The organism is Rummeliibacillus stabekisii (genome assembly GCF_007988965.1).
GTDB lineage: Bacteria > Bacillota > Bacilli > Bacillales_A > Planococcaceae > Rummeliibacillus > Rummeliibacillus stabekisii.
The window spans coordinates 164933-178030 of sequence record NZ_BJVD01000003.1 but is presented as its reverse complement, the minus strand read 5'-3'; the positions used below and the strand labels follow the sequence as shown (position 1 = coordinate 178030).

At 34.7% G+C, this 13098-nt stretch carries 16 protein-coding genes and 1 other annotated feature; of the genes, 14 read left to right on the top strand and 2 right to left on the bottom strand.

The window, feature by feature from the left end; translation table 11 throughout:
• From dnaI to RST01_RS08460, 10 genes are all read left to right on the top strand, one after another.
• Window positions 1-945, top strand: a complete 945-nt coding sequence (gene dnaI / locus RST01_RS08510; RefSeq protein ID WP_147195962.1) for a primosomal protein DnaI — start codon at window positions 1-3, stop codon at window positions 943-945.
• 58 nt (window positions 946-1003) lie between these two features.
• Window positions 1004-1238 (top strand) — a binding site (T-box leader).
• Window positions 1239-1334: 96 nt separating this feature from the next.
• Entirely contained in the window at window positions 1335-3257 is a 1923-nt protein-coding gene (gene thrS, locus RST01_RS08505) for a threonine--tRNA ligase (RefSeq protein ID WP_147195960.1), read from the top strand.
• Between the two features lie 241 nt (window positions 3258-3498).
• Window positions 3499-3717 carry a hypothetical protein gene (locus RST01_RS08500; RefSeq protein ID WP_147195958.1) on the top strand — a complete coding sequence of 73 codons (219 nt, stop codon included), beginning with the start codon at window positions 3499-3501 and terminating at the stop codon, window positions 3715-3717.
• A 97-nt stretch (window positions 3718-3814) separates the two neighbouring features.
• The gene (locus RST01_RS08495; protein WP_147195956.1) at window positions 3815-4066 is read left to right on the top strand and encodes a hypothetical protein; all 252 of its coding nucleotides are present in this window, start codon (window positions 3815-3817) and stop codon (window positions 4064-4066) included.
• Window positions 4067-4581: 515 nt separating this feature from the next.
• Window positions 4582-5046 (top strand): hypothetical protein, encoded by a 465-nt coding sequence (locus RST01_RS08485; protein ID WP_147195954.1) that lies wholly within the window; start codon window positions 4582-4584, stop codon window positions 5044-5046.
• 396 nt (window positions 5047-5442) lie between these two features.
• Complete coding sequence (locus RST01_RS08480) at window positions 5443-5790, top strand: hypothetical protein (RefSeq protein ID WP_147195951.1); 348 nt, start codon at window positions 5443-5445, stop codon at window positions 5788-5790.
• A 67-nt stretch (window positions 5791-5857) separates the two neighbouring features.
• A complete protein-coding gene (locus RST01_RS08475) occupies window positions 5858-6841 on the top strand; it encodes a 3-oxoacyl-[acyl-carrier-protein] synthase III C-terminal domain-containing protein (RefSeq protein WP_147195949.1) in 984 nt (327 codons plus the stop codon).
• Between the two features lie 188 nt (window positions 6842-7029).
• Complete coding sequence (locus RST01_RS08470; RefSeq protein WP_147195947.1) at window positions 7030-7392, top strand: hypothetical protein; 363 nt, start codon at window positions 7030-7032, stop codon at window positions 7390-7392.
• A 120-nt stretch (window positions 7393-7512) separates the two neighbouring features.
• Window positions 7513-8010, top strand: coding sequence for a barstar family protein (locus RST01_RS08465; RefSeq protein ID WP_147195945.1), 498 nt, complete (start codon window positions 7513-7515; stop codon window positions 8008-8010).
• Between the two features lie 24 nt (window positions 8011-8034).
• A complete protein-coding gene (locus RST01_RS08460; RefSeq protein ID WP_147195943.1) occupies window positions 8035-8418 on the top strand; it encodes a hypothetical protein in 384 nt (127 codons plus the stop codon).
• Window positions 8419-8495: 77 nt separating this feature from the next.
• Here RST01_RS08460 and RST01_RS08455 read toward each other — a convergent pair whose 3' ends face one another.
• Window positions 8496-9218 carry an HAD-IIB family hydrolase gene (locus tag RST01_RS08455; protein ID WP_184117450.1) on the bottom strand — a complete coding sequence of 241 codons (723 nt, stop codon included), beginning with the start codon at window positions 9216-9218 and terminating at the stop codon, window positions 8496-8498.
• A complete protein-coding gene (locus RST01_RS08450; RefSeq protein WP_244946680.1) occupies window positions 9199-10407 on the bottom strand; it encodes a glycosyltransferase in 1209 nt (402 codons plus the stop codon). Before RST01_RS08450 ends, RST01_RS08455 begins: the two co-directional genes overlap by 20 nt.
• 428 nt (window positions 10408-10835) lie before the next feature.
• Here RST01_RS08450 and infC point away from each other — a divergent pair, with 428 nt between their 5' ends.
• The 4 genes from infC to RST01_RS08430 all read left to right on the top strand — a co-directional run bounded on the left by infC (window position 10836) and on the right by RST01_RS08430 (window position 13052).
• Complete coding sequence (gene infC / locus RST01_RS08445; protein WP_066788772.1) at window positions 10836-11342, top strand: translation initiation factor IF-3; 507 nt, start codon at window positions 10836-10838, stop codon at window positions 11340-11342.
• Between the two features lie 32 nt (window positions 11343-11374).
• Window positions 11375-11575: a 50S ribosomal protein L35 gene (gene rpmI, locus RST01_RS08440; RefSeq protein WP_066788770.1), complete on the top strand. Its 201-nt coding sequence runs from the start codon at window positions 11375-11377 to the stop codon at window positions 11573-11575.
• Window positions 11576-11617: 42 nt separating this feature from the next.
• Window positions 11618-11977 (top strand): 50S ribosomal protein L20, encoded by a 360-nt coding sequence (gene rplT / locus RST01_RS08435; RefSeq protein ID WP_066788767.1) that lies wholly within the window; start codon window positions 11618-11620, stop codon window positions 11975-11977.
• 148 nt (window positions 11978-12125) lie between these two features.
• Window positions 12126-13052, top strand: a complete 927-nt coding sequence (locus RST01_RS08430) for a hypothetical protein (RefSeq protein ID WP_147195939.1) — start codon at window positions 12126-12128, stop codon at window positions 13050-13052.
• The last annotated feature ends 46 nt before the right edge of the window (window positions 13053-13098 follow it).

Genomic DNA, 13098 nt, shown 5'->3' with positions numbered 1-13098 from the left:
ATGCAGCCGATTAACAGAGAACTGAAAAAAATGATGGATTCACAATTTCAATCACGCTATAACGAAATGCAAAAAGAAATCTTAGAAAATCAAAATGTTCAAAAGTTTCTCGCTGAAAATGATCAAGTTGCCAATAGGGAAATGGTCGAAAGAGGTTTAGGCAAGCTTTATGAATATGTCAATCAGCATCATGACTGCAGTGCTTGCGAATCTGTCGCTCTCTGTAAAAATGCGATCAATGGCTTCATTCCAAAGCTCACAGTCATTAGAGGGCAAATCGATCTTGAATACATTCCATGCCAAACTAAGAGGATGGAAGATAACCGTCGTAGGGCAGCTTCGATGATTTCTAGTATGCATATGCCTAAGGATGTATTGAAAGCTCGTATTGATGACTTGGATAAAAGCAATCCTTCTAAGGAGACAATCAGTGATGTAGCAGAACTGTTTATTCAAAAAGTACGCAAAACAGGTGAATTACCGAAGACTGGCTATTATATTTATGGCAACTTTGGTGTTGGTAAATCATATGTACTTGGCGCCATTGCCAATGAACTGGCAACCATGGAAATTAAAACAGTTATGGTATATGTCCCAGATTTTCTAAGTGAATTAAAGAGTGCTATTGGTGATCAAACGCTGTCAGAAAAAGTGGATTTCGTCAAAAAAGCACCCGTCTTAATGCTGGATGATATAGGGGCAGAGAACTTGTCTGCTTGGACGAGAGATGAAATCATTGGTACCATTCTTCAATATCGGATGAATGAAGGTTTGCCAGTTTTCATTACCTCCAATTATGACTATGATCAATTGGAGAAACATTTCGCGACAACACAAAAAGGGGAAGTAGATGTCATGAAAGCAGCTCGTATCATGGAGCGCGTCAAGGCACTTACTACAGACTTCGAGATGATTGGTGAAAACAGAAGGCTTTATCAAGATTAAATGATTTCACTTGATTTTCAAAAAGATTCAGTTTATAATTTCAAACATAATCTAAATATTAAATGCTTAGAAAAGGACAACAATTGTCTGTACGGCTTAAAGAGAGAGAAGCAACTGGTGAGAGCTTCTTAGTAACGGCATTCAATTTACCCCCTTGGAGCAGCGTCAGTGAAAGAGAACAGTAATTGTCGCCGGAAGCGGTCCGTTAACCGATCTTGAGCTTCGTCTATACAAGGATTTTCTTGTTTAGAAGGAAGAAGGGTGGAACCACGAGCACAAACCTCGTCCCTTTGCGGATGAGGTTTTTTTGTGTATTTAAAAACAAATAGACAAAAAATCTCCTAGCTTGTGGCCTAGAGCTCTTGAAAAAATAAAAAGGAGAGATAAAAATGATTAAATTAACATTCCCAGATGGCTCAGTAAAAGAGTTTGAAAAAGGCATTACTACAGATGAAGTCGCTTTATCTATCAGTCCAGGACTACGTAAAAAAGCAATTGCCGGCAAATTCAATGGTGCTTTAGTAGACACAAAAACACCACTTGAAAGTGATGGTACTATTGCTATATTAACACCTAATGATGAAGAATCATTAGAAGTTATGCGTCATTCAACTGCACATTTACTTGCACAAGCTGTAAAACGTTTATTCGATGGCGTGAAGCTTGGCGTAGGGCCGGTCATTGAAGGCGGCTTCTACTATGATATCGATTCACCGGAACCAATTACTTCTGATGATTTCCCGCGTATTGAAAAAGAAATGAAAAAAATCATCTCAGAGAATCTTGAAATCGTTCGTCACGACGTATCTCGTGCAGAAGCGCAAAAACGCTTTGCAGATGATGAATACAAAGTGGAACTTCTTGAAGCTATTCCTGAAAATGAACAAGTATCAATCTACGAACAAGGCGAATTCTTCGACCTTTGCCGTGGTGTCCATGTACCTTCAACAGGAAAAATTAAAGAATTCAAGCTGCTTTCTATCGCTGGTGCTTATTGGAGAGGAAACTCCGACAACAAAATGCTTCAACGTATTTACGGTACTGCTTTCTTTAACAAGGAAGATTTAAAAGCACACCTACAAATGTTAGAAGAAGCAAAGGAACGTGACCACCGTAGAATTGGGAAAGAGCTTGAATTATTCACTAACAACAAATTAGTAGGCATGGGCCTTCCATTATGGTTGCCAAATGGTGCGACAATCCGTCGTACAATCGAACGCTATATCGTTGATAAAGAAGTCTCTCTTGGCTACAAACATGTTTACACACCAGTTCTTGGCTCAAAAGACTTGTATGTAACTTCAGGCCACTGGGATCATTACCAAGAAGATATGTTCCCGCCAATGGAGATGGATAACGAAACACTAGTGCTACGTCCAATGAACTGTCCGCACCATATGATGGTGTACAAATCATCTATGCATTCATACCGAGACCTTCCGCTACGTATTGCAGAGCTTGGTACTATGCACCGTTACGAAATGAGTGGCGCTGTATCTGGCCTTCAACGTGTCCGCGGCATGACTCTAAACGATGCACACTTATTCGTTCGTCCAGATCAAATCAAAGAAGAATTCAAAAAAGTAGTGGAACTAATCTTAGCTGTATATAAAGATTTCAACTTGGATGACTACGAATTCCGTCTGTCTTATAGAGACCCACAAGATACTGAAAAGTACTTTGATGATGATGAAATGTGGAATAAAGCGCAAAGCATGTTGAAAGAAGCAATGGATGAATTAGGATTGGATTACTATGAAGCTGAAGGGGAAGCGGCATTCTATGGCCCCAAACTAGATGTTCAAGTAAAAACTGCTATCGGCAAACAAGAAACATTGTCCACTGTACAGCTTGACTTCTTATTGCCAGAACGCTTCGACCTGAACTATGTAGGAGAAGACGGCAAACAACATCGTCCTGTTGTTATTCACCGCGGTGTCGTATCAACAATGGAACGCTTTGTTGCATTCTTGATCGAAGAATATAAAGGTGCATTCCCAACTTGGTTAGCACCAGTGCAAGTTCAAGTGATCCCTGTTTCCAACGATGTTCACTTCGATTATGCGAAGAGCGTACAAGAAAAACTTCAAGCAAAAGGCTTGCGTGTGGAAATGGATTACCGAGACGAAAAACTGGGTTACAAAATCCGTGAATCACAAATGAAAAAGATTCCGTACATGCTTGTACTAGGCGACAAAGAAATGGCTGATGGCAGCGTCAATGTCCGCAAGTATGGCTCTAAGGATTCTGAAACTGTTCCATTTGATGAATTCCTAAACAAAATTTTAGAAGACGTACAACATTTGGGCTAGATGTATCAATAGCGGCTTTTCGTTTATTAGACGAAAAGCCGCTTTTTGATTTTAAATAAATTTAGATAATTATTCTTAAGTAGTTTATTTTTATTTAAAAGTAAGTTACTATTTTTTTAGGCTATTTTATTAAAATTTTACTTTTAGAATTCAATCTCAAGAAGGTATCTTGCTGCTCTTCTTATGTCATCTATAAAGTATGGAGAATATTTATAGTTGATGGCAAAAGGAGGGATATAAAGTGCACATATTAATTGGTATTTTATTAGAATTGATAGTAGCAGTAAGTTTAATTTGGCTAATCAATTTGTTAATAAAAGATTATAAAGAGAGTAAATCGAGTTTACCTAAAACCATTATTTCGATAATACTTGAGGTTACTTTAGGGGTTCCTGGTTTTTATGTTACATTTGTGATCGCTTGTTTTCTATTTGGAATTATTCTTTTGTTTTATTATTAAACTCTAAGATTTATATGTGAATTTTAAATTATTCATTATGAGACAAATAAATTTAGGAATTTAGGGGACAACAAAGGTAAAAAAGGGGACTTATATATTGAATTACTTTAAACTTTTTATCTTTATTTTTATATTTATATTTTCTGCTTTTTATTTGCAAGCTATTTGGGATATGCAAAAGGATTTAAGTATTAGTACGATCATTTTATCAATCGTATGTATTTATTACTCGATAGTAATGGCATCTAGATTAATGGAAACAACAAAAATTTTCGTATTACCTATCTTCGTAATCATTAGTCACTTTATTACAAATGGGATTTTAAAGATGGATCATCTTATTAAATAATATATAAAAAACGTAAAATTCAAAGGACTACTAACAAAAATCCTTTGAATTTTTTATTTAAGATAATCTTTTAAATTTCCTTCATCCCATTCGCTAAGTAATATTTCCGTACTAAAACCAAACAGCTCAGGTTTCCTCGCTAAAGGTTTTAATACCTCTTTTGCTTTTTCCTCATTTACTGATAGAAAGTGAATAGCAGACTTGAACTTTACATAATCATTTGGATGATCAAGTAACTTCTCTAACTCATTAGTGTCTATTCTTTTTAGTTCTTTAAAGTTTTTGAAACATATATCATATAATCTATTTGTTTTCTAGGTTTTTCAACAATTTCAAATGCAGAATTTCCATAATCAATAGCAGATTTAATACACTTTTCTATCAAGAGATTTATATCCATAGAACACTCCATTGATTAGGAATAAATTTTACTTTTAATATTAAATATAATACTGGTTGAATTCAAGTTTATCTATAGGGGTTATTAAACTTTTAGCAAAAAGGAGAGATAAGGAATGATTTATCAGAGAAGAGATTTGGAATTGTTAGAGGACCGGTATGAAAATGAATTTGTACTTTCTGTCCTAACAAATGAAGAACCAAGAGAACTAAATCATATGTTAGAAGCAAAACCAGAAAGTGTTTTTAAAGATTATTGGGAGAAACAATATAGTTTTGTAATTTTAGTTTCTAATTTCATGTTAGCAAAATTAGGCCTAGAATATCTACTTCTTAAAAAGAACAACTCATTTTCTTTAATAAGTATCTCAAGAAAAAATAACTTTAATAAAAGCCTAAGCATTCTTAGAGAATATGAATATGTGAATGGATTTTGTTTTTTTATGATTAAATCATTAGACAGTTTAAATTTTGACTTACCAATAAATAGTCAGGAAAGAGTAAAAGTAACTCAGTTATCAAATAATGAAATAGTTATTTTTCAGTTTGATGTAGAAGAAGTAATTTTAATTAAGTATTGAATTCTTTGTGGTCCTAAAGTTATATAATTACTTATTCAGATGAAACATAACTATGGAAAGCTATAATAATAAACAGAAGAAAAGAAGCAAAGTAAGATATATAGTATGTAAAGTTGAGTTAAAGCCCTTAATTCCAACTACATGTAAGTCAACGCTCCGGTTAAATGCTAGTAGAAAATTATTATGTTAGATATCTTTGTAGGTATAAAGTATAATTAATTTAAAAATATACAGAGACAATTTTATGTGAAAAATATGTGAAAAACACGTCTTTATATCCTCTTTTATCAAAAATGATTTTGCAACTTTATTATTAGTTTGTTAAAATGTTCTAGGGAAAAGGTAAAAACACCATATTTTCTTAAATATTTATATTAAAAGGGGAAAAGTAAGTCTATGTCAGTATCCACTTATAAAATCACAAAAAATATTTCAGCTAAAAAAGTAGAAGTAACGGTGGGAGAACAAATGTCAATCCCAGAAGCACAACGGTTTGCTACAGAATTCCAACAAACAGTTGCTTCTGTTGATGCAAGTAATTTTGAGCTGGATGTAGATTGCACAGGCATGAAAGTACTGAATCAAGAAATGGCTGAATCATTAGAAGGCGCTATGGGACTCTATCTTCAAGCAGGATTCAAAAAAGTTATCTTTGTAGTGCAAAATAACACAATATTAAAAATGCAATTATCACGTATTGCCCGTAAAGCGGGATTAACAAATGCTGATGTTATCAACAAATAAATAAAAACTGAAAAGGTTATAGTAATTTACTATAGCCTTTTTGAACATCAAAGGAGAATTTTGCAGCATGAATAATATTAAAATTAAAGATGTGGCTATTTTTCATCCTCAAAACAGTGTAGATAATGATTATTATACTGAGCATTTTGATAAACAAGGAAAAGATGTTCGGGGTCTTTTAAAAGCAATGGGAAGAGAACGTCGATATATAAACGATGATCCAAATGAAACGTCCTTAACAATGGGAATTAAAGCGGTGAATGCTGTTTTAGAAAAAACAAAGCTTACTGCAAAAGATTTGGATATGATTATTTTTACCTCACAAACGCCAGAAACTACTTTACCTTCAAATGCTATTCGATTATTTGATGCTATTAAACCGAAAGCAGAAACAATTGTATACGATTTGAATGCGAATTGTGCAGGTATGACGGTAGCACTAGAACAAGTCAGTCATTATATGAAGTCTAATACGTCGTTACAGTATGCATTAATTGTCGGAGCGGATTATTGGTCCTTAATTAGTGACCCTGAAGATCCACTATGTTATACATGCTTTGCCGATGGTGCTGCGGCAATGATTATAGAAAGAACAACAGAGGATGTTGGTTTTATTGATTCTACATATCATGTAAATACAGTTTTTGCTGAGAAAATGATGTATCCAGCAGAAGGATTAACAAAGGGGATTCGGGAAACAGGTGACTTAAAGTATGCTAGAACTATTCCTTTTGATGGTGGCATAGTTTTAGATGCGACCTATGGCATGCTTGAGACTCTATTTAAAAGAAATAACGTAAATCCTAGTGAAGTTAAATACTGTTTTTCACAATTTGCATTAAGTAACATTAAGAAAATTAAAGAGCATTTTAGCTTAACTGATGAACAAGTGGTATACATAGGGGATGAGTTTGGCTATACAGGTACAAGTAGTCCCTTTATAGCTTTACACGAAGGAGTAAAGTCTGGCCAAATAAAGCGAAATGATTATGTGATCTTCTGGACAATTGGTGCAGGGTTTGAACTCGTGGCAACACTTATAAAATATTAAACGTGTATATCTTACATTTATGTTAAGAATGTAAACGACAAAAGTAGACCTTAAACTCTTATAGAGTTTAAGGTCTTTTATAGTATTATTAATAATAATGTGTATGTATGTAAATAAGAGTAAAAAAGATTTAGATATATCGAAAACGCCAATTTGTAGTATTTAAAAATATATTAAAGAGGTGACGTATGAAAATTTTGGAAAATATTATAATTCCTTTGTTTCTTAGTATTTTGCTAGTATACGATTTCTTTCCTAGTTTGCAAAACATCTTCTATATACCAAGATCACTTTTAATTGCCTTGATGTTAATTGCTATAGTTTTATTCGCTATTATAAATTATACCAACAAAAATAAAGAGAAGACCTCTGTGAAATTTAAGGTATTCATTACTGTTTATTTACTAGCGCTTACAGCTTTATTAACTGCACTAGGAGGCCATTCTTTATCAGGGATTTCTATAAAAAACCCTCTTATTTGGATGATAGCAATTGTTACAGTTCTAGAAGGCTTTAAAACTAAAAAACAGCAAAATAATATTTTGGATTAGTTAATACAATAAGACACTGGAGTACTTCATCTTATCTTCCATTAACATGGAACTAATTATTTCTTATTTATTGTCAAGGCAATAAAAAACTAGAGTGATACAAATTATTAGGAGAAAAACATGAATACAATTGATTTTGAAAATATGGAAGTACTTTTTCATATGACATATGAAAAGAAATTATTTAAAAATTTATATGAACATACAATAGAATCTTACAAAAACAGTGGGAATTTTACTGCTTTAATAGAGGGAGAGAAATGTAAAAGTTTGAGGCGCTTTTATAAAGAATTTGCGAAAAAACTTGAATTCCCCCCTTACTTCAACAATAATTGGGATTCTCTTGATGAATGTCTTAATGATTTAAAATGGCTAAATAGCAAACAATACGTGTTGTTTTTCCAAGATTTCCACTTATTATTAAGTAAAAATGATAAAATACAAAAAAGAATTTTTATGGGTTTATTAGGTTCATCGGTTAAAGAGTGGAGAGAAGGAAGGAATTATGATTCGTTTCCTACTTTTCCTAGCTCTTTCCATATTGTTATTCATGGGAATGATGCTGTATTGAATGAACTAAAATCCAATAAGGAAATAAATGAAATTCATTTATTCTAATTACAAATATAAAAGAGGTTAAGTATGGGGTATAAAAAAACTGTTTATCTTGCATTTTTCTTTTCAGAAATAAAATGTCATAGTAAAGCCATTTCAACTCTGAAAAACGGTTTGGATACATTGACTGATAAAAGAGAGAGATCAAGCGTTATGATTAATATAGGAATGGAGTTAACAAAAATTAAGAAGTATAAAGAGGCAGTTAAATACTTTCATAAAGGATTATCAATGGTAGAAAATGAAGTTTTAGAATACCATCCAACCTTTATATATATCCTTAAAGTTATCCATGATTATGGAGAAAATGGACTTTATCAAAAATGGTACTATAATTTTATTAATCGTGTATCCTATGATAAAAAATTTAAACGAATTATAAAAAAATGTGATGAACCAGTACCTAGATAAACTAATTCTAAATTAACTCGGTATCATTAGAAGACAATATAAAACGGCTTTCGTGTATTCGAACGAAAGCCGCTTTCTTATTTCTTCACAAGTGAATAAAAATGTTCCCAACCTTCTAATATACCTGCAGCAAATTCATGTTCTGCAAAGTGAATGTTTGGATAACCGCGTAGTTTTTCGAGTTCAGGCTGATGGTTAGCAACGACGACAGCTGGAAATCCTTGAGTTAGCATATCTTCGTCATTTCCTGAATCACCTGCTGCAAGTACTCTTGCTGTTCCGGATGCATATTGTTCTATTACATATTGCAGAGCAGAGCCTTTATTAGCTCCTTCTGGCAATATATCAAAGTCTTTCCCTGAACTATATATGCAATGGCAAGGGGTCTCTGCATTTTTTAATTGCAGTTTAGCTGCTTCTACTATATTTTCATCTTGAATGGTGTAGGATAGGCGATTTTCATTAGGTACAGGATGTTTTGCAATTGAAGGAAGGAAGGTCATGATGAATTTGATATGTTCCGGCTGCCAGTGTGCCTGTGTTTTCTGTTTCCAGCCAATATCTTGTTGGAAATCAGGCCCTGTGTAGATGGTAGCCCCAGCATCGCAAACCAAAATATCCGGCAGGGGAATCCCATGTGCTTCTAACAATTGTAGTGTAGATTGTTTGTGCCTACCTGTAATAAAAATAGTAGAGAATGATCCTTCTATTGTACGAAGCAGTGTACGAAGAGCTTCTTCGTCACCAACTAATGTGTTATCTAAATCAGTTGCAATAATGTTATTTTTGAATGCATTCATGTTGTAACTCCTTATAGATAGTGCTGATTTGGCCAGCAATTTCGCACCAGTCAAATTGCTTTTCAGCATTTGTTTTAGCATTATACCCAAGCACTTTATTTAATGCTTCATTGTTTAAGAGGATATTCATCGCCTCAGCGAATTTTTCAGCATCGCCTCTCGCTACATGAAGACCAGTGCGTCTAGGGAGAACGACATCTTGCAATCCGCCAACTTTAGAAGCAATAACTGGGCAACCGCATGCTTGTGCTTCAGCTGCCACCATGCCGAATGATTCGTAGAAGGATGGAACAATAGTTGCGATAGCATTGCGATAATAATCGGCAAGTTCTTTTTCTGTTTTTGGCCCTAAGAATAGGATACGATTTTCAAATCCTTTAATTGCCTCGCGTAAATCTTTGTTTTTAGGATCGTTTGTCATGTGATCGATGGCATTTTTACTGCCACCTATGACAAATAATTTAATGTCATCTGGCACTTGATGGTTCTGTAATAATAATTTGAAGGCTTCAAGTAAGACATAAATGCCCTTTGGTTTTTCCAAACGGCCAACATATAAGTAGTATGGATCCTGATGTAGATTAAGCGGGGTCTCAATATACCTTGCAGATACGCCAATGGAAACCACTTTGATAGGAGCAGGGGATGGAACTGTGCTCTCAATCAACTCTTTTTCATTTTGAGTGGTAGCAATAATTTCATCAGCTTCTGTAAGCACCTTGTTCTCCATTTGAAGACGAATTTGACTTGCTTCGCCAATACCATTTTTCTTGGCTATGCCGAGTGAATGATTAGTGTGCACCCATGGAATGCTAAATTCGTTCTTGAGCATGCTGCCTAAAATACCTGACATCCAGTAATGCGTGTGTACGAGTGAGTATTCTTCTATATTAATAAGCTGTAGCATCTCTTTATAAAAAGCAGGCAGTAAGTCAAAGATCTTTTCTTTTTCAATGACTCCTATATGACCTGCAGCAATGCGTATTACGCGATTATTCTTTCCGAAGTGTTCTATTTGAGGCGACTGTGCATTTGACCAATGTGTAATCACATCTACTTCATAATCTTTTTCTTCTAAAGCCAGCGCCAGTTGTTTTACATAGTTGTTTTGCCCGCCTGCTTGTTTACTACCAAGTGGAACAAGCGGATCACCATGTTCTGAAATAAATAATATTTTTTGTTTCAACATTTTTCTCTCCCCCACTAAAGTAATTAATAAAATTTCTGAAAACCTAGCATATGTTGTTCTATAGCCTTTTAGACTGGAATTGAAACATTGCGAAGTAAGATAGCGAGAGTTTGTGTCGAGTAAAAGAAGATTTGTATTATTCATTGACAGTGTTTTGCGAGCATGTTATTATAGTTAAGGTTATGAATACAAGTTTGTGGTTGAAGTAGAGGCTGCCCGCTTCTCACCTGTTCGATTTTTGATGTTGACAGGTACTATGATAGAACGGATCACGCATTTTCGCGTGTACATATATCTCGCGGGCGGACATTTCGACTAATGTCCGCCTTTTTTTGTGGACATCGAAAGTACCGTACCGATCATCGGGCAACTAGCCCAAACCATGTATTCGCGACACTACTTGGAGGTGGATTGTTATTAGCAAAGACATGTATGTAAACGAAGGCATTCGCGCACGTGAACTTCGTGTAATCGACCATAATGGTGATCAGCTTGGAGTAAAAACACGCAATGAAGCCTTGACAATTGCAGAACGTGCAAATTTGGATCTTGTCCTTGTGGCTCCTCAAGCCAAGCCACCAGTAGCTCGTATCATGGATTATGGTAAATTCAAATTCGAGCAACAAAAGAAAGATCGCGAAGTACGCAAAAACCAAAAAGTCATCGTGATGAAAGAAGTAAGATTAAGTCCTACAATCGATGAACACGATTTCCAAACAAAATTGCGTAACGGAATTAAGTTCCTTGAAAAAGGGGACAAAGTAAAAGCTTCTATCCGCTTTAAAGGCCGTGCAATTACGCACAAAGAAATTGGCCAAAAAGTATTAGATCGCTTTGCAGAAGCTTGTGCCGACGTTGCAACGGTTGAACAAAAACCGAAAATGGAAGGCAGAAGTATGTTCTTAGTGCTTCAACCTAAGAACGAGAAAAAATAAGTTTTAGTCGAACAGTTTAGGAGGAATTCGAAATGCCAAAAATGAAAACTCACCGTGGCGCAGCTAAACGTTTCAAAAAAACGGGTACTGGTAAATTAAAATATGACCGTGCTTACGGCAGCCACTTATTCGCAAACAAATCTACAAAAGCTAAACGTCACCTACGTAAAGCTAACATCGTGTCACCTGGTGACTACAAACGCATTAAATCTTTACTTACAAACATTAAATAATAATATAATATATTCAGTAATGAATAGCAGGAGGTAATTTGTATGCCACGCGTAAAAGGCGGTACTGTAACACGCGCTCGTCGTAAAAAAGTTTTAAAATTAGCTAAAGGTTACTTTGGCTCTAAACATACATTATATAAAGTTGCTAACCAAGCAGTAATGAAATCTGGTCAATATGCTTATCGTGACCGTCGTCAAAAGAAACGTGATTTCCGTAAACTATGGATCACACGTATCAATGCTGCTGCTCGCATCAACGGTCTTTCTTACAGCCGTTTAATGCACGGTTTAAAAGTAGCTGAAATTGAAGTTAACCGCAAAATGTTAGCTGATCTAGCTGTAAACGATGCAGCTGCATTCGCTCAATTAGCAGACGCTGCTAAAAAAGCTGTTGCGAAATAATTGATTAAAGAGCCTATGATTAAATTCATAGGCTTTTTTGTGCCATTTTATAATAATACATATGATAATAAACCTTACCTTAATGTAAAGGGAATGAAATATATATATGGTAAAATAGAGAAAAGTACTATTATATGGAGGGTGTTATATGAAGAAATGGGCGATAGCAACGCTGACAGCTAGTGTGATATTTAGTGGAATTGGTACGCAACAAGCATCTGCAAGTATTGAAAAAGTGGACTTCGAAACAGCTAAACAACAGTTAGAAGGAAAATATACTGTGGAACGCGTTCGCCGTGGGAATTATACCAAGCCGTATTCTAGTGGTTCTCAAGATTTTGGCCATACCATTCATGATATAAGAACAGATTATGTAAAGGAGCCGCAAGTAAAAACCGACTTAGTCTTTCTAGAAGACGGCCTTCTTTATGAGGATAGACGTATTTTTGAACAAGAGAATAATTTTGGCGAGGTAGTAAAATTTAACGGAAAGCTCGATGAAATTACTAATGGTATTTTTACGGTGAAAGAAGGACGCATTATCCGCCGGGCAGCTGGTGTAACGAGCCCTTATACTGGGAGGGTGATATTAGATACAGAACGCGCACGCCAATTATATGAAAACGATTCATATCGACAAATCCAACTAAAAGTAAAAGATGGTTATATCGAATGGATGCGGGAAGCAGAATATTATGCATTTATGAAAGATGCAGATCAATTAATCCGCACGTCAACAAGCATGAAAAAACCCGTTATTTTGATTACAAATAGTTTAGGGAAAGGAAAGTATACGACGAATCTTGTAGTTAAAAATGGGAAGCTTAACACAAAGAACAAGAAACGTATTTTTGCAAAAAAAGATTCTAGTGTGAAATATGCTTTGAAAAAGGGTTATGTTGTAGCGGATGCCAAACGTTTTACGGGTAAACTTACGTTACGCCCGTATAATAATTCGTCTGAATTCTATGAATTGCAAACATTAAAAGTTAAAAAAGGTTTAGTAAAAGGCCTAATCACTAAAGAATTCGATAAAGAAAAATACGGAGAAGCTTTAGCAAAGTTAAGCAAGTAATGTTGCAAAAAAGAACAATGAATATATAATGAAAAATTTGCTCCTT